Origin of the sequence: Streptomyces sp. NPDC089799, assembly GCF_040684755.1 — a bacterium.
Taxonomy (GTDB): domain Bacteria; phylum Actinomycetota; class Actinomycetes; order Streptomycetales; family Streptomycetaceae; genus Streptomyces.
In genome coordinates this window covers 139,450-155,677 of record NZ_JBFBGR010000011.1, presented here as the reverse complement: position 1 = coordinate 155,677, position 16,228 = coordinate 139,450, and the positions used below count along the sequence as shown (strand labels likewise).

Here is a 16,228-nt window from a genome sequence, read left to right as displayed (position 1 = left end):
CGGCCGGCCCCGCGCCCGCAACCCCCGGCTCAGCGCCGCGCGTCCACCACCGCCCGGAGCTTGCCGCTCGCCGGGGTGCGTTCCAGCGCCGCCCCGTCGACCGCCTCCACCACCAGCTCCAGCAGACCCTCCGCCACCGCGGACCCCAGCTCCGGGTAGCCGGACAGGAACACCTCCCGCAGCCGCTCCGGATCCGTTCCCTCCGTCCGCTCCACCCGTACGGTCAGCCGCTCGCGCGCCTCCGTCAGCCCCAGCAGGATCTGCAGCTCCCCGCGGTGACCGCCCTCCTCCCCGGCCAGCGTCACGAAGCGGCGCCGGTCGAGGAAGTACGTCGCCACCCGCATGACGTCGCCCGTCCGCCCCTGGAGCTCGAAGCGCGGCGCCAGACTGCCGCACCCGCAACGGCCCGGGACCTCCCGGCCGAGGTCGCCGATGACGTACCGGCCCAGCTGCTGCCCGCGCCGCGCGTGCGTGCCGAACACCAGCCGGCCCGTCTCGCCCGGGGTGACCGGCCGGTCCTCCTCCGGGTCGAGGATCTCCAGGGCGTGCAGGTCGGCGTGCAGGTGGTGGACGCCGCCCTCGCCGTGCGCGCACTGGTAGCCGAGCGGACCGAGGTCGGTGCTGCCGTAGGTGATCGAGCGGATCACCTCGATGCCGAACTCCTCCTCCAGGGTGCGCCGCTGACCGGGCGTGAAGTGCTCGCCGCCGTAGAAGACCTTGCGCAGGCCGCCGTAGGCGCGCAGCGCGTCCGCCTCCGCGTGCAGCAGCTGCCACAGGTACGAGGGCATCCCGAAGAGGGTGTCCGCCCGGTGCTCGATCAGCGTCCGCGCGGTGGCCGCGTGGTCCGGCCCGGCCGCCAGCGGCAGCTGCACCCCGCCGAGCCGCTCCAGCACCGAGAAGAAGCTGATGAAACCGCCGTACATGCCGCCGCAGTAGAAGAGGTTGGCGGTACGGTCGCCGGCCGGGTCGTAGCCGGCGGCGAGCAGGCCGCGGGCCGCCGCGTGCATCTGCACGTCGTAGTCCTCGTACGTGAACAGCGACACCGCGGGCGCGCCCGTACTGCCCCCGCTGTGGAAGTACAGCTCGGCGTCGGCGGCCGCCACCAGCCCGTTGAGCTCCCGCACCTCGTCCTTGCCCAGCAGCGGCCCGTCCGGCCGGGGCAGCACCACCGGCCGCACCAGGTCGTCCAGGCAGGCGGTGGCGGAGAAGCGGTCCGGGTCGGCCTGCACCGCGACCCGGCGGCTGTACCGCTGGAGCGCGTACACCCCGTCGTGCGGCTCGCCCGGGTAGCTGTCGAGCATGGCGCCGACCGGAGTGACCCGGGTGACCCCGGCCGCCAGCACCGCACGGGACAGCTCCGCGACATCGGCGCGACCGCCCGCGATCCCCGCCGTCTGGAGGTAGCGGCGCATCGGCCGCAGGGTGGCCATCAGCCGCTTCCGGGGCAGGGGTTTGACCCACAGGCTGCGGTGCAGCGGCGAGGCGGTCAGCGGGGAGCGGGTGTCGGCCATCACCCGCCACGCACCGTCCGGTGCCGCGAACACCCGCGTCAGTCCCAGGTGTTCCTCCAGCCGCGCAACCAGCTCGGTCGTGGTCAGCTCGGCCTCCTCGGCCGGGTCCCGCGGGGCACCCGCGGCCGTCGTCCCGACCAGCGCCGGCAGCCGGGCCCCGAGCACGGCCGCGAACCGCTCCGCGAACGCGAACACCTCGCCCTCGTCCTCGGTGTCCAGGTAGACCACCTGAGGGCTGGAGCAGGCCTGCTGGTCCAGCAGGCACACGTCGTCCGCGAGCGCCTGCAGCGTCGTCCCGTCCGACCAGGCGTCCGCCGTCAGATAGGCGAAGGAGATCCGGTGCCCCCACTCCACCAGCCGGCAGCCCGCCGGGACGTGCGCCGCGACCCCTTCGACGGCGGCCTCGCCGCCCCATACGGCGACGGCGTCGGCGGGCGCGCACATCAGCCGCAGCCACTCCTGCCGGGAGGACGGGAACCGCAGCACCACGATCCGCGCGGCGAGCGTCCCCCCGGGGTCGCAGCCGACCAGCTCGGCCATCAGGTGCTGCGCCAGCAGGGTGTCGGAGCCGCTGGTCTTCAGCACGTTGACGTTCCCGGCGAGCAGCCCCTCCACAATGCCCAGCGGGGCCACCGTGGAGGCGTTGCCCGGGGCGATGTGGGCGACCATGCCGACCGGCGCCCACGCCTCGTACACGGTCTCCCGCGGATCGGGCCGGTCGAGCCGGCCGGGCGCGGCGCTGCCGAGCTCCCGGCGCAGCTTGCGGGTGAGCGCGCGGCGGGAGAGCAGCCGGCCGAGTTCGGCGAGCAGCCCGGGGTCCTCGCCCTCGGGCAGGTGCGGGGCGAGCCGGGCGTGCACCGGGTCGTCCGGGTCGAGCAGGGCGGCCGACAGGGCGTCGCAGGCCGCGAGGACCGCCCCGGTCTCCAGCGGTTCGGACAGTGCTGCCTCCACCGCGGCCGGCAGGCCGGCCAGCAGCCGGCCGGCCTCCTCGTCGCCGACGAAGGAGCCCTGCCAGAAGTGCGGCGCGGCGGGAATCGTTCCGGTCGTGGTCATCGGGCCATACCCTTCATCAGTTCCGCCGCGGCCACCGCGCAGCTCCGGTTGCGGCTCACCCCGGCACGGCCGTGCACGGTGAACCACGGGGTCCCCAGTCCGCACCCGCAGGCGTCCCCCGGCCGCAGCGAGGCCAGGTCGCCCATCAGGACGCTCTGCGCCGGAACCGAGGTGATGTACGGGGACACCAGGTGCAGGTAGCCCGGCTCCCCGTACGGCAGCGGCTCCAGGGTGCGGGTGGAGCGGATGGTCACCCGGGACCAGACGGGCGCGTGCAGCCGGTGCCGGTCGCACTCGACGTACGGGACGCAGTGCTCCACCGAGCCGAAGGTGTCGCGGATCCGCTCGCCGGGCACGCCGAGCTGGTCGGTGACCCGCGCGTACAGCTCCTCCTTGGCGATCCGCCGGTCGGCGTGGCCCTTCCAGCCGCCGCCCAGCACCACCAGGGAGCCCTCGGGCAGCCGCAGCGGCGGCAGGCCCATGGCCCGCATCCGCTCCAGGGTGAACCACAGGAAGGCGGGGAAGCCGAGGATGCGCACCGGCGCGTCGTCCCGCTCGAAGCGCTGCAGCGCGGCGATGCAGCCGAACGGGTCGAACTCGTGGCCGCCGCCCGGTCCTTCGCCCCCGCCGCCGGTGTTGCGCAGGGCGTACGCCACCGCGCGCGCGGGGGCGAAGTCGCAGAGGTAGTTGTCGGTGAAGGCGGTGCCCAGGTTCAGCGAGGGCGACGGTTCGTAGCTGTACAGCAGGTAGTTGACCTCCTGCGCGGGGGTGATCCAGCCGTTGCGCTCGAAGATCCGGGCGACCATGCGCTGCGCGGAGCGGATGGTCCAGTGGTCGAAGAACATCTGGGACTTCTGGCCGGTGGTGCCCGAGGAGGTCAGGTGCAGTTCCACGTCCTCGCGCGGCACGGACAGCACCTCGTGGCGCTTGAAGAAGTTCGCGTGGACCAGCGGGGTGCGGTACAGCTCTCCCGGCACCGGCGGCGTCGCCTCGTGGAGCGAGCGGTAGAAGGCGGAGCGTTCGGTGTGCCAGGCGTTGATCTCCGCCATGGCCGCGGCGAACAGCTCGTCCTCGGCGGGCCCGCAGGCGTACGGGTCGGTCAGGTCGCAGAGCTGCTGTACGTGCGGCAGCCGGGCCGGGTCGGGTACGGCGACCGGCGCGAGATGGGGGTTCATGGGGCAACCTCGGTTGGTGTGGGCAGGTGCGTCGACGCCCAGGCCGACACGTAGCAGTCCAGATAGGGCTGGAGGGGCGGTTCGACCGCGACGCCGCGGAAGTCGATCCGCTCCGTGGAGCGGGACAGCACGGCGTAGTCGTGGAAGACGTCGCCCTCCGCGCGCATCGCCGGGTAGACCGCCCCGGCCACGAACCCCTGGGCCAGGAAGGCCGCCAGGGCGTCGTGGTGGGCGAGCGGTACGAGTGCCTCCACGTAGCCGGCACCCGCCCGGGACAGGGCGCGGGTGACGGCTTCGAGGTGGTCGGCGGCCGCCGCCGGACCGGGATGGGCGGTCAGCAGCGAGCAGTACCCGCCCGCGCGGTTGAGGTAGGCGTACACCTCGAAGGCGCCGTCCTCGGGGGTGAGCAGCACGTTCGGGGTGTGCAGCGGATAGAACCAGCCCTCCCGGCCGGGGAAGCGTTCGCGGAACCGGCGGCGGACGAAGGCCGGGGCCTCGATCAGCTCCAGCGGCCCGACCGGAGGGTGGGCCGCGGCCGGGGCTGCGGCGGGACCGGAACCGGGGTCGGGGGAGGGGAGTGGCGCCGGGGCCGACGCGCGGACGTCCTCGTAGCCGATGCCCAGCGTGCGCCCGGCGGTGCGCAGCAACGGCAGCAGCGGGGCCGGGACTTCGGCGACCGGAAGCCGGCGGTCGAGCACCCCCGCGGAGTGACGCGCGTAGAGTGCGAGGCTCTCGCGGCTGCGCAGATCCACGGCGTTGGGCAGGATGCCCAGCGGGCGGAAGCCGTTGCGGGCGACGACCCGCTGGGGTCCGGCGCTGACCGTCCGCACGGTCGCGTAGACCGAGTCCAGCCGGCCGGTGCCCAGCATCCCGGCGCACAGCGCCTCGGTGAGCGCGGCGGCCAGGCCGGCGGAGCGGTGCCCGGGGTGGACGGCGATGCCCTCCAGCCGGCCGATGCGGCTGCCCGGCTCGCCGTGGATGGCGGCCGAGGCGGTGAGGGCGCCGGTTCCGGGGCAGCGGGCGACGAGCCACAGGGAGTGGGGGTCCTCGATGAGCCGGGCCATCTCGGCGGGGTCGGTGCCGAGCGCGACCGGGTAGTGCGGCCCGTAGACGGCGTAGTAGAGCTGCCGGAGTTCGGCGATGTCGGCCTGTACGGCGCGGCTGATCACGGGATTCTCGGGGGCTTCGGGGTTCGCGGGGTGCATGGGATCCGCTGGGTGCTTGGGGTGCTTGGGGTGCATGGGGCTCACCGGGCACCTCCGGCCGCCCGCGCGCCGACGGCGGCGGCATCGGTGGACTCGGGCTCCCGCCCGATCGCGGGTTCCTGCCCGATCCCGGGTTCCGGTTCCGGATCCGCGGGGGCGTCACCGCCGAGCACGGCCAGGGCGCAGGCGGCCGGGAGCAGGCCGATGCCCTGCACCAGACACAGCGTCTGCGGCGAGAGCAGGTCGCCCGCGGAGCCGAAGACCAGCGAGGCCACCGGCAGGGAGGCGCCGAGCACAGCCTGCATCACCGCGAAGAACCCCGGTTTGTCGGCCGGGGGCACCAGCCGCTGGAACAGCGCCACGAAGCGGACGCTCACGGCCCCCGCGCACCAGCCGGCCACGGCCAGGCAGACCGCGACCGCCGGAAGGGAAGAGGTCAGGCCGGGCCCTGCCAGGGCGAGCGCCATCAGCGCGAGGCAGCAGGCACCGGCCGTGGTGGGCCGGCCCGGGACGCGCGTGCCGGTGAACGCGCCGACCAGCGCACCCGTCCCCAGCGAGGCTTCGAGCACGGCCACCGTGCCGCCCGAACCGTGCAGCACGGACCGGGTGTAGAGGGGGATGATGACGAACACGGCCGCGGTGAACAGGTTCGCGGCGGTGAAGCACACCAGGACGCGCCGCACGTAGGGCAGTTCGGCCAGGACCCGGCGGAGCGCACGCGGCTCCCCTCCGGCGCCCGGGACACCGGGTCCGGGCTCGCCGTCGGGCACGGGCGCGGGCTCCGGGCTCCGGAACCGGGCGGCCGAGACGAGCAGTGCGGCGCCGAAGTAGGCCGCGGCACAGCCGCCGGCCAGTCCGGCCACGCCGATCCGGTCCACGGCCAGGGCACCGAGCAGCGCCCCGCCGAGCCCCGCCAGGGACTGGGTGGACAGTTCGAAGCCGGTGGCCGTCTCGATGTCGGCGTCGTCGACGAGTGAGGGCACCGAGGTGGTCAGGCAGGGGTCGAAGAACGCCTGGCAGCCGGCCAGTGCGAGGGCGGCGGCGTAGACGGCGGGCAGCGGCAGTCCGCTGCCGTACGCCCACAGGCCGAGCCCGGACGCGGACAGTCCCGCCAGGGCGGCCGAGTTCCGCAGCACCGCGCGGTGCGGGAACCGGGCGACGATCCTGGCCACCACGGCCGCCAGGGCCACGGCGGGCAGCGTGCACACGGCCATGAACAGCCCGGACGCCGGTCCGGCGGATTCAGGAACGGCATCGGAGACCAGCCACCAGGACACCCCGACCTGGAACATGCGCACCGCGGCCTGGGTCAGCACCTGGCCCAGCCACACCGCGCCGAAGGCCCGGTTCCGCAGGACGAGCGGGGCGGTCATGAGGTCGGCCTCTCGTCGAGGACCCGGACCAGCTTGCCCGTGCGCGGGTTGACGGCGAGGTCGCGGTGCCGCACCCACTCCACCGACAGCGGGTGGACGAACCCGGCCCGGACGCTGTCCGGGTACAGCGGCCGCACGGCCTCCAGCTCGGCGACGACGGCCTTGGCCAGCACGTCCGGCACGTCCCGTGTGTCCGGGGCGCCGGGTGAGTCCGGCGCGCCCGGTGAGGCGTCCGCGGCGGTGGCGAGCCGCAGGACGAGACCGTCGCGGCCGTCCCACCGCCGCACCACGAGCTGCGTGCCGACGACCACTCGGTCGGTGTCCGCCGTGGTGACGGCGTCCTGTACGTCCTGGGTGTACAGCGATACGGGCCCCACCCGCACGCCCTCCTCGGCCCGGCCGAGGATCCGGAAGTGCCCGGGCCCGGTGCCGGTCCATTCGGCGCGGTCGCCGGCCGGGTAGCGGATGACCGGCATGAGCCGCCGGAAGAGGCTGGTGACGACGACGCGTCCGGGCCGGCCGGGCTCGGTGATCGGCTCGCCGGTGGTGTCGTCGAGGATCTCGACCACCGAGTACGGCTCGAAGGCGCGGTGCACCCGGGTGTCGGGGCCGGGTACGGGCCGGCCGAGCAGGCCGGCGTCCACGCTGGCGTAGCCGATCGACCGCGCCCGGGCGTTCGGGAACGCCCGGGCCAGCAGCCGTCGTTGGTCGTCGAAGAGGGCCTCGCCGCCGAACAGCAGCAGTTCCGCGGAGTCCAGCCGCTCGCCCGTGGCGACCAGGTGCTCGGCGAGCCGGCACAGGGTGGTCGGCGTACCGGTCACGACCTGCGCGGAGAGGTCCCGCAGGGTGGGGACGGTCGACTCCGGCGGTGCACCGCCGCCGATGGGCAGCCGTACGTTGTCCACGGGCGCGTGGGCGAGGGAGTCGAGGACGAACAGGAAGCTGGCGTACAGCTCCCCGGCGTAGAACAGGTCGGCGACCCGGTGCCCCGGCCGCAGTCCGGCGTCCAGGAGGCCCTGCCCGAAGGTGGTGACGAAGGTCCGCCACTCGTCGCGGGTGTAGACCGAGAACTTGGGGGAGCCGGTGGTGCCGCCGGTCTTGAAGACGGTGGCCTCGCTGAGCGGGCCGGTGAGCACCCGGCTGCCGGGGAGGGAGTTGGCGGCCCAGAACTCCTTCTGGTCGACCACCGGCAGGTCGGTGAGGCGGTCGGCGTCCGGCGGAAGGGACGCGTAGAGGTCGCGGTAGAAGGGGGAGTTGCTTCGGGCGAAACGTATGAGGTCCGAGAGTTGCTGGGCGGACATGAGCCTTTGCCTGGAACGGAACGGGAATTGACGTGCAGTCATGATGATGAAACATCAGTGCGGAAGTCGCAAAACCGAGCAAGAATTTCCGGCCAATGGAATGTCTTTCAACAATTTCTCCATCGAACCCTGAAGTGCCTTTGCTCTCGCACCGTGCCGGCCAGGCATCCCGGTCAGCGGCGCCCGTCAGCCGCGCCCGTCATCCGTGCCCCTCATCCGCGCAGCTCCGCGTCGAGCAGCCGGTGCAGCGCGCCGGACCGGCTGCGGCCGTACCGCCCGGGCGGCAGTTGCCGCGCCACCCCGCGCACGGCCGGCCCGGCCCGCCCGGCCGCCCACCGGATCTCCGCGTCGCCGACGGAGGGATCGCCGCCCGCGGCGATCTCGCGGGCCAGGGCCTGGTGGACGGCCGGCCCGAGGACGTGGTTGATCTGGTGGGGAGTGGCCCGGGCGTGCAGGTACGGGGTCGCCGCCGCCAGGCCGGCCGAGCGGGCGGCGGAGGCGACGGCCGGGGCGGACGCCTCCCGTGCGGCCGCGAGCGCCGCCCACGCGGCGGACCGGAGGTGCTGCGTCCGCCGGCCTTCGCGCACGTAGGCGCGGGCGCCCTCGACCGCCTCGCGGGGACGGGCGTCGGAAGGGGACGCCGCCTCGAACAACGGCAGTACCCGTTCGGCGCAGTCGGCCGCCCAGAGGGCGAGGAGGCGCCGGTCTTCACCGCTCAGGATGATCTCTGGAATGTCCTGGTTCACGGGCCTCAAGCGTATCCTTGAAAGCCCGATTGAAGCTTCCCGGCCATCGGCTGCCGCTCCTGCAGGGCACGGGTGACGTAAAGTCTCAAACCCATGACCACCCTCCGGCCGGCGGACCCCGCACGCGAACACGGCATCTCGGCCCAGGCCGTCCGCAACCACGAGCGCGACGGGTTCATCCCGCCCGCCGAGCGCACGCCCAGCGGCTACCGGATCTACACCGAGGTCCACGCGGCGGCACTCCGCGCCTTCCTCGCGCTCGTCCCGGCGTACGGGCACGCGACCGCCGGCCGCATCATGCACGCCCTGCACCACGGCGGTCCGGACGAAGCCCTGGCGCACATCGACCGCGGCCACAGCCAGTCCCTCCGCGACCGGGCCACCCTCGATGCCGTACGGAGCGCGGTCGCGGCGGTGGACCCGGCGGCGGGCGCGGCCGCGGTCCCGGACGCCCCGGCCCCGGGGTCGGGGCGGGCTCCGGACTCCGGGTCGGTCCCGTCCGGCGGCGCCGGCGCCAGCACCGGCACCCGGACCGTGGGCGAGGTCGCCCGCCGGCTGGGCGTCACCCCGGCGACCCTGCGGGGCTGGGAGGCGGCGGGCATCCTGGCGCCCGCCCGGGACCCCGGCACCGGATACCGCGTCTACCGCGCCGAGGACGTCCGCGACGCCGAGCTCGCCCACCTCCTGCGCCGCGGCGGATACCCGCCGGCCCACGTCTCCACCGTGCTGCGCCAGGTCCGGACGGCCGGCGGCACCGGTGCCCTGGCGGCCTCCCTGGCCGACTGGCAGCGCCGGCTGACCCTGCGCGGACTCGCCATGCTCGACGCCGCCGCCCTGCTCAGCCGCTACCTGGACCTGCTCCCGGTCACCAGGGAAGCCCTACCAGCCCCCACCCGCGCCGATCCGCCCCGGTGACGACCTCACCCCACTCCCGGAGCAGTGCGGCCATGGCGTCGAAGGTCTTCGGCCGGCCGCCCCAGCGGGTGGTGGCCTCCGACTCGAACGGCGCCCGGAGCTCCTCCAGCCGTGGCCCGGCCCGTTCCCAGGACCGGGCGAGCAGGCCCGCCCTCTCCGGCGGGCAGTACAGCAGCAGCCGGCCGGGCCAGGACTCCGGCGCGTCCCCGGCCCCGTCCTCACCGCTGCCGGAGTCCTCTCCCACGATCCCGCCGAGGAACGTGTCCAGCGTTCCGCGCAGACCGGGCTCGGTGAACGGGCGCATGCTCTCCCACGCGCCGTCCAGTTCGGCGTGCCACTTGTACGTGCCGGTCGTACCGAAGAACCGGTACTCGGCACACCACGGCTGTTCCCGGTCCCGCGGCCACACCCACCCGCCCGGCACCGCGAAGTCGGCGTCCCAGCACGCGTCGCAGCAGAAATCCGGGTACGCGGAGTCCGTCAGCGCGTCCAGCCGCTCCGCGGCCGGTATCCGGGAGAGCCGATCCCAGTCGGCCATGAGCACGGTGATGTCCAGTCCCATACGGGCAGCCTACGTACGCACGCAGGCTGCCGGGCCGAGCCGGGTGAGGGAGCGTCAGCCGACCGCCCGGACCCGCAGCACGCGGGCAGGCTCCTGCCCGCCCCCCGTCGCCAGCAGCCGTACCTCGCCCGCGTCGCTGATCTCCGCCCGGACGATGCCGGTGGGGTCCTCGTAGACCGGATGGCCGCCCGGCCCCGCCGCACTGGTGCGGGTCATCCGGACCACGTCCTCGCCGGCCTCGCCGACGACCGCGAAGACCACCTCGTAGACCTCGGCCGGTGACCGGGGGCCCTCGGACCGCTGCACCGTGCTCATGCCCGACCTCCTGCCCTGACGTCCGCCGTCCGGCAGGCCGCCCGTTCGCTCGGAGACTCTCTCCTCATCTGCCACGCTATGCCCCGTGCGGCGCTCTGTCCTCAGCGGACGGCAGCCGGTGGAACACGACGTCACGCAGTGAGCCGTCCGGCACGGTCAGGCTCAGGAAGGTGCGGTGGGGCTGTCGCCGCCGCAGCCCGGGCCCGTCGTTCTCGCCGTGGACGGCGACCGGACGCCGCGCCCGCGGAATCCCGTGTACGGGCGCACGGACGCGGGGCTAGCATCGGCGCATGAGCCGTCGACGACATTGATCCGTACGCACCCCCTCCCGCGGGCCGCCGCGGACGCCCGGTATCCGGCGTCCGAACCACATCCCCGCGGGAAGGCCCATGACCCCCTCACCTGTGCGCGTGCCCGGCACCCGGGCACGGCGGCGGCTCGCAGCCGCGCTGTACGGCTACTCGTTCCTCGACGACTTCGTCCTCCTCTACCCGGTGTACACACTGCTGTTCAGCGACACCGGGCTGTCCGTGTGGCAGATCTCCTCGCTCTTCGTGCTCTGGTCGCTCACCGGCGTCCTGCTCGAACTCCCCTCCGGCGCCTGGGCGGACGCCTTCTCGCGGCGCGCCCTGCTGTGCCTGGGCCCGCTGCTCACCGCCGCCGGCTTCGCGCTCTGGGTGCTGCTCCCGTCCTACGGGGCCTTCGCCGCCGGCTTCCTGCTGTGGGGTGCCAAGGGCGCACTCGGCTCCGGCGCCCTGGAGGCCCTCGTCTACGAGGAACTCGAACGGCTCGGTGCGGCCGACCGGTACGCGCGCACCATGGGCCGGGCCAGGGCCGCCGGGACCACGGCCGTGGCGGCCGCCATCGGTCTGGCCGGGCCGGTTTTCGCCGCGGGCGGGTACCCGGCCGTCGGAGCCGCGAGCGTACTGGCCTGCCTGCTGGCGGCGGCGGCCGCCGCATGCCTGCCGGAGCACCGGCCCGGGCCCGGCGCCGTGCCCGAACCCCCGGCCGGCGCGGTGCACAAGGCCGGCCCGGAGCCCGACCCCGACCTCGGGCCCGACCCCGATCCCGGGCGCCGGGCGTGGCTCACCGCGCTCCGTGCCGGGGTGGCCGAGGTCCGGGGCGACCGCGCGCTGCGCGGCGCGGTGTGGCTCGTGCCGGCCGTCACGGCGGTCTGGGGCGCCCTCGACGAGTACGCGCCGCTGCTGGTCCGCGACACCGGCGTGGCCGATGCGACCGTGCCGTACCTGCTGCTCCTGCTGTGGGCGGGGGTCGCGGCCGGCGGTCTGCTCGCCGCTCCCGCCGAACGCCTCGGCCCCCGCGCCCTGGCCGCCGTACTCACCGCCTCGGCGCTCGCACTCGCCGTCGGCGCGCTGCTCGGCACCCCGGCGGGCATCACCCTGCTCGCACTCGCCTTCTGCGGCTTCCAGGTGGCGAGCGTGCTCGCCGACGCACGCCTGCAGGACCGCATCGGCGGACCGGCCCGGGCCACCGTGACCTCCCTGGCCGCCATGGCCACCGACCTGGGCACCATCGCCGTGTACGGCGCCTACGCGGCCGCCGCGAGCGCCCTCCCGCACCGCTGGGTGTTCGCCCTCTCCGCCGCCCCGTACCTGGTGACGGCACTGCTGCTGTCCGCCCGCACGGGCGCGGGGCCGGCCCCCGCCCGAACCCCCGCCCGAGCCCGCACCCGAACCCCGTGAAGGGCCGGGCACGGCCCGTCATCCGCCCCCGCCGCTTCCCGCGCACACCCCCGGCGGCGGGGGCCGGGTCCGGCTGTGACTCTTCCCACCCGGCCTTGACCTGCGAAAAAAGGCTTACCTAACTTCGATTGCATGGCCCTCCACGACACCCCCGAACCCGCCCGCCCGGCCGGCCCGGCCGACCTCGTCGACTTCTCCGTCGACCTGACCTCCCACGAGGTGCACCGGCGCGCGCAGGTACTGGCCGCGCTCGGACCGGACTGGGACCCCATCGAGGCCCTGCTCGGCGAGGAGGCCGCGTACGACCTGCTCTACGGCAACCTCGACGCGGAGCAGCAGCGCATCCACGACGAGCTGGTCGCAGCCGGGGTGCTGCCCGCGCGAGGAGGCGGCCGTGCTGCCTCTTGACCCACAGGCCGACCCCGGGCGCCGCGCCTGGGCGGACTGCCCGAACTGCGACGACACCCGGGGCTGCGACCCCTGCGCGGAACAGCGGAACTGCTCCGCGCACTGGCGCTACCTGCTCACCAACACGGGGAGCCTGCTCCACCTCCAGTGCCCCGCGTGCACCCACGTCTGGGCCCACGAGACCGGCTTCGGCGCCACCCGCTCCACCTGGAGCCGCCCCCACACCGGGCCCCACTGACCCGCCGCGGTACTAGCCCGCGGCCACCGCTTCCAGTGGGCCGAGCGCGGCCGCACGGCGGGCCGGGACGGCGGCGGCGAGGACGCCGACGCCCAGGGACAGCGCACAGACCAGCAGCAGCGTCCCCCAGGGCACGGCCGGCGCGTACTGCGCCACGGCACCGTTGGCCAGAGCCCCCACCGCCCAGGCGGAGAAGACCCCGCCGCCCAGGCCCAGCAGCGTGCCGAACGCGGCGATCATCAGGGATTCCAGCCGGATCATGCGCCGGACCCCGGCCCGGTCCATGCCGAGGGCCCGCAGCACGCCGATCTCCCGGGTGCGTTCCGACACCGACATGGCCAGCGTGTTCACGATGCCCAGCGCGGCGACCGTGACACCGAGCGCGAGCAGCCCGTACACCAGCGTCAGCAGGTTCCCGACCGTCCCGGCCGCCTCCCGGACGATCTCCTCCCGGTCCCGGACCCTCAGCAGCGGATTTCCGCCCACGGCCGCGCGCAGCCGCTGCCCGGTGGCGGCCGACACGGCACCGTCCCGGGTCCGCACCAGGACCCGCTGCACGGATCCCGGCAGGAAGCCCGCCCGCTGCACCGCGTCCCGTGCACCCACCGCGTCCTGCGCCGTCGGGTTGTCCCGGTAGACGCCGACGACCGTGTACGGCGCGGCCTCCTGCCCCACCCCCACGACAAGGCTCGTACGGCCGCCGGCGCGGACGCCGAGTTCCCGGGCGAAGCTCTCCGAGAGGGCGATCCGGCCCGGCCCGAGGTCCTTCGCCGATCCTCCGACGAAGTCGAGTTCCATGGCCGTGTCCACGGCCCCCGGGTCGACGCCGGAGATCCGCCCGACCCGCCCGCCCGCGAACAGCGACGCGTCCGCGACGGCATGGGCGCTGCGCACCCCGGGGGTGTCGGCGACCCGCCGTACGGCGTCCGGGTCGATGCCGGCGGTGAGGTCCGGGGTGCCGATCACGTAGTCCGCGCCGAGACCGGCCGCGGCCTGCCGGTCGAGGGCCTGCCCGGTGGAGTGGCCGATGACGGCCAGCCCGGAGACCAGCGCCGTGCTCATCATCAGCGCCGACGCGGTGGCCGCCGTACGCCGCGGGTCGCGCAGCGCGTTCTCCCGGGCCAGCAGACCGACGACGCCGGAGCGCCCGGCCGTCCGCCCGGCGAGGCGGATCACCGGCCCGGACAGCAGCGGAGCGAGCACGATCATGGCGGCGGCGAGCAGGCCGCAGCCCAGCATCGCCAGCCGGAGGTTCTCCTCCGAGGCGTCCTTCGCCCCGGTCAGCGACACGAGCAGTCCGGCGCCGGGCAGGAGCAGCACCGCACCGGCCGCGCCGCGCAGCCGCGACCGGACCCCGTCCCCGGCCGGGGACCCGGACGGGGACTGCGCGGCCGCGCGCAGCGCCTCGACGGGGGCGATCCGGGACGCGCGCCGGGAAGGCAGCCACGCGGCGAGCACCGTGACGCCCACGCCCACGCCGAGCGCGGCGACGACCGTGCCCGGGCCGATCACCAGCGGGCCGTCCGGCAGGGTGTTCCCGTCGGTGCTCAGCAGGGCGGGCAGGGCGGCGGCGATGCCGAGTCCGAGCAGGAAACCGGCCGCGGACGCGGCCAGCCCGATCAGGACCGCCTCCAGCAGTACCGAGCGGACCACCTGGCGGCGGGCGGCGCCGATCGCCCGGAGCAGCGCGATCTCACGGGTGCGCCGCGTCACCAGCATGGTGAACGTGTTGACGATCAGGAAGGAACCGATGAACAGAGACACGCCCGCGAAGACCATCGGCAGCTTGGTGTAACCCCGGGTCAGGGTGTCCAGGAGGACGGTCTGCTGTGCGGCCAGGGCGGCGCCGGTGACGGCCTCGGCACGGTCGGCGGGGAGGAGGGACGTCACCCGGGCGGCGAGGGCGTGCGGGTCGGTGCCGGGCGTGGCGGACAGGTCGATGCCGGTGTAGTGGCCCGGGGACGCGAACAGCCGCTGGGCCGTCGCCCTGTCGAACACGGCGAGGGTGCCGCCGGCCGTCACCCGGGTGTCCCGGGTGGAGACGATGCCGACGAGACGTTTCCTCAGCACCAGGCCGTCGGTGGCGAGGACGACGGTGTCGCCGACGCGGTAGCGGCCGGCGGCGGCGGTCCCGCGGTCCACGGCGAGTTCGTCACCGTTGCGGGGCGCGCGGCCCTCGACCAGCGGGAGGCGGCCGTCCTTGCCGTCCGGGCCCGGCACGTAGGCGGATGCCAGGTTCGACCGGGCGGTCGTGGACCGGAGCGGCGTCCCGTCCTTGGCGGCCAGGGTCGCGGACCCGTCGGCGGACGGGCGTACGGCGGCCACTCCGGGTACGCCGGCCAGCTTGCGGGCCAGGGCGTCGTCGAGCACCCCGGTGCGGGAGCCGGGGCCTCCCGCCGTTCCGGCGGTTCCGGGCGGTGGGTCCTTCGGGGTGACGGACACCGCGATGTCCGCGAAGTCCTTCGACGCCGCGCCACGGTAGGCGGCGGCCGAGGAATCCGCGAAGACGAGGCTGCCGGTGACGAACGCGACGCCGAGGCAGACGGCGAGGACGGTCATGGCCAGACGGGCCTTGTGCGCAAGGACGTTGCGCAGGGCTGTTCGCAGCATGGGGAGGAGTCGGCTTTCGGGAACGGGACGGGAAAGATGACGGGGGGAGGGGGGACCGGGCCGGGGCCGGGACCTCAGCCGGTGTCGCCGCCGTGGGCCTCGAACCGCAGCATCCGGTCGAGCACGGCATCGGAGGACGGCGACGAAACGTCGTCGACGATCCGGCCGTCGGCCAGGAACACCGCCCGGTCCGCGTGGGCGGCGGCCACCGGGTCGTGGGTGACCATCACCACCGTCTGGCCCAGCTCCTGCACCGAGTCGGCGAGGAACCCGAGGATCTCGGCACCTGACCGGGAGTCGAGGTTGCCGGTGGGCTCGTCGGCGAAGACGATCTCGGGCCGGGAGACCAGGGCGCGCGCCACCGCCACGCGCTGCTGCTGTCCGCCGGAGAGTTCGGCGGGCCGGTGACCGAGCCGTCCGCCGAGCCCGACGGTGGCGATGACGGCGTCCAGCCAGGCCGGATCGGGCTTCCGTCCGGCCAGCCGGAGCGGCAGCGTCATGTTCTCCAGCGCGGTGAGGGTGGGCAGCAGGTTGAAGCCCTGGAACACGAAGCCGACCTTCTCCCGCCGGAGGGCGGTGAGCTGCCGTTCCGACAGGGAGGAGAGTTCGGTGTCGCCGATCAGGGCGGAGCCGGACGTCACCGAGTCCAGGCCGGCCATGCAGTGCATCAGGGTGGACTTGCCCGACCCCGAAGGGCCCATGACGGCGGTGAACCGGCCCCGGCCGAACTCGACGGACACCGCGTCCAGCGCGGTCACCCGCGTCTCGCCCCTCCCGTAGACCTTGGTCAGGCCCGTGGCACGGGCGGCCGGTGCGGCGGGGGAGGCGCCGGCGGTCCCACGAGCACCGGGCGAGGGGAACGACCGGGGCTGGTGCTGGTGCTGGTGCTGGCTCGGGGACTGGGCCGGGCTCAGGGACTGCGGCTGGGCCGGGGACCGGGACATGGAGTGGGACATGGAGTGGGTCATGGACGCTCCGCCTGGGGGACGACGGTCCGCGGGGCGTGCCCGGGACCGGGGGACGCATCCATCCTTACGGCGCTCACCTGCGGAAACGTCGTTCCGGAGGCGGGAGTTGAGCTCTGCCGGAAGGCAGGCCCCGACCTTCCCCCCT

14 protein-coding genes are annotated in these 16,228 nt (G+C 74.9%); 4 read left to right on the top strand and 10 right to left on the bottom strand.

What is annotated here, in order from left to right; translation table 11 throughout:
• Positions 1-29: 29 nt before the first annotated feature.
• The 6 genes from AB0O36_RS14975 to AB0O36_RS14950 form a co-directional block, all read right to left on the bottom strand.
• Positions 30-2,564, bottom strand: coding sequence for an acyl-CoA reductase (locus tag AB0O36_RS14975; RefSeq protein WP_365109306.1), 2,535 nt, complete (start codon positions 2,562-2,564; stop codon positions 30-32).
• A complete protein-coding gene (locus AB0O36_RS14970; protein WP_365109303.1) occupies positions 2,561-3,739 on the bottom strand; it encodes an acyl-protein synthase in 1,179 nt (392 codons plus the stop codon). The genes AB0O36_RS14975 and AB0O36_RS14970 overlap by 4 nt, the downstream gene beginning before the upstream one ends.
• Positions 3,736-4,980 (bottom strand): GNAT family N-acetyltransferase, encoded by a 1,245-nt coding sequence (locus tag AB0O36_RS14965; RefSeq protein ID WP_365109547.1) that lies wholly within the window; start codon positions 4,978-4,980, stop codon positions 3,736-3,738. Before AB0O36_RS14965 ends, AB0O36_RS14970 begins: the two co-directional genes overlap by 4 nt.
• Before the next feature lie 5 nt (positions 4,981-4,985).
• Positions 4,986-6,317, bottom strand: coding sequence for an MFS transporter (locus AB0O36_RS14960; protein WP_365109300.1), 1,332 nt, complete (start codon positions 6,315-6,317; stop codon positions 4,986-4,988).
• Positions 6,314-7,618, bottom strand: coding sequence for an AMP-binding protein (locus tag AB0O36_RS14955; protein WP_365109297.1), 1,305 nt, complete (start codon positions 7,616-7,618; stop codon positions 6,314-6,316). The genes AB0O36_RS14960 and AB0O36_RS14955 overlap by 4 nt, the downstream gene beginning before the upstream one ends.
• A 212-nt stretch (positions 7,619-7,830) precedes the next feature.
• Positions 7,831-8,364: a putative immunity protein gene (locus AB0O36_RS14950; RefSeq protein WP_365109294.1), complete on the bottom strand. Its 534-nt coding sequence runs from the start codon at positions 8,362-8,364 to the stop codon at positions 7,831-7,833.
• A gap of 93 nt (positions 8,365-8,457) precedes the next feature.
• Between AB0O36_RS14950 and AB0O36_RS14945 the strand changes: the two genes are divergently transcribed.
• Entirely contained in the window at positions 8,458-9,279 is an 822-nt protein-coding gene (locus AB0O36_RS14945) for a MerR family transcriptional regulator (protein ID WP_365109291.1), read from the top strand.
• On the opposite strand, the gene AB0O36_RS14940 is transcribed toward AB0O36_RS14945, so the two are convergent.
• The gene (locus AB0O36_RS14940; RefSeq protein WP_365109290.1) at positions 9,230-9,841 is read right to left on the bottom strand and encodes a hypothetical protein; all 612 of its coding nucleotides are present in this window, start codon (positions 9,839-9,841) and stop codon (positions 9,230-9,232) included. The genes AB0O36_RS14945 and AB0O36_RS14940 overlap by 50 nt on opposite strands.
• Positions 9,842-9,895: 54 nt before the next feature.
• A complete protein-coding gene (locus AB0O36_RS14935; protein ID WP_365109287.1) occupies positions 9,896-10,156 on the bottom strand; it encodes a DUF6296 family protein in 261 nt (86 codons plus the stop codon).
• Between the two features lie 389 nt (positions 10,157-10,545).
• Between AB0O36_RS14935 and AB0O36_RS14930 the strand changes: the two genes are divergently transcribed.
• From AB0O36_RS14930 to AB0O36_RS14920, 3 genes are all read left to right on the top strand, one after another.
• Complete coding sequence (locus AB0O36_RS14930; protein ID WP_365109284.1) at positions 10,546-11,859, top strand: MFS transporter; 1,314 nt, start codon at positions 10,546-10,548, stop codon at positions 11,857-11,859.
• Positions 11,860-11,991: 132 nt separating this feature from the next.
• Positions 11,992-12,267, top strand: a complete 276-nt coding sequence (locus AB0O36_RS14925; RefSeq protein WP_365109283.1) for a DUF6400 family protein — start codon at positions 11,992-11,994, stop codon at positions 12,265-12,267.
• Positions 12,254-12,505: a hypothetical protein gene (locus AB0O36_RS14920; protein ID WP_365109280.1), complete on the top strand. Its 252-nt coding sequence runs from the start codon at positions 12,254-12,256 to the stop codon at positions 12,503-12,505. Before AB0O36_RS14925 ends, AB0O36_RS14920 begins: the two co-directional genes overlap by 14 nt.
• A gap of 12 nt (positions 12,506-12,517) precedes the next feature.
• Here the strand turns inward: AB0O36_RS14920 and AB0O36_RS14915 are convergent, their stop codons facing one another.
• A complete protein-coding gene (locus AB0O36_RS14915) occupies positions 12,518-15,115 on the bottom strand; it encodes an FtsX-like permease family protein (protein WP_365109279.1) in 2,598 nt (865 codons plus the stop codon).
• A 74-nt stretch (positions 15,116-15,189) separates the two neighbouring features.
• Positions 15,190-16,083: an ABC transporter ATP-binding protein gene (locus AB0O36_RS14910; protein WP_365109276.1), complete on the bottom strand. Its 894-nt coding sequence runs from the start codon at positions 16,081-16,083 to the stop codon at positions 15,190-15,192.
• Positions 16,084-16,228: the final 145 nt, after the last annotated feature.

Bases quoted from the DNA above. Each gene is read 5' to 3' on its own strand.
- AB0O36_RS14975 (WP_365109306.1), bottom strand. From the start codon at position 2,564: ATGACCACGACCGGAACGATTCCCGCCGCGCCGCACTTCTGGCAGGGC.
- AB0O36_RS14970 (WP_365109303.1), bottom strand. From the start codon at position 3,739: ATGAACCCCCATCTCGCGCCGGTCGCCGTACCCGACCCGGCCCGGCTG.
- AB0O36_RS14965 (WP_365109547.1), bottom strand. From the start codon at position 4,980: ATGCACCCCAAGCACCCCAAGCACCCAGCGGATCCCATGCACCCCGCG.
- AB0O36_RS14960 (WP_365109300.1), bottom strand. From the start codon at position 6,317: ATGACCGCCCCGCTCGTCCTGCGGAACCGGGCCTTCGGCGCGGTGTGG.
- AB0O36_RS14955 (WP_365109297.1), bottom strand. From the start codon at position 7,618: ATGTCCGCCCAGCAACTCTCGGACCTCATACGTTTCGCCCGAAGCAAC.
- AB0O36_RS14945 (WP_365109291.1), top strand. From the start codon at position 8,458: ATGACCACCCTCCGGCCGGCGGACCCCGCACGCGAACACGGCATCTCG.
- AB0O36_RS14940 (WP_365109290.1), bottom strand. From the start codon at position 9,841: ATGGGACTGGACATCACCGTGCTCATGGCCGACTGGGATCGGCTCTCC.
- AB0O36_RS14935 (WP_365109287.1), bottom strand. From the start codon at position 10,156: ATGAGCACGGTGCAGCGGTCCGAGGGCCCCCGGTCACCGGCCGAGGTC.
- AB0O36_RS14930 (WP_365109284.1), top strand. From the start codon at position 10,546: ATGACCCCCTCACCTGTGCGCGTGCCCGGCACCCGGGCACGGCGGCGG.
- AB0O36_RS14925 (WP_365109283.1), top strand. From the start codon at position 11,992: ATGGCCCTCCACGACACCCCCGAACCCGCCCGCCCGGCCGGCCCGGCC.
- AB0O36_RS14915 (WP_365109279.1), bottom strand. From the start codon at position 15,115: ATGCTGCGAACAGCCCTGCGCAACGTCCTTGCGCACAAGGCCCGTCTG.
- AB0O36_RS14910 (WP_365109276.1), bottom strand. From the start codon at position 16,083: ATGACCCACTCCATGTCCCACTCCATGTCCCGGTCCCCGGCCCAGCCG.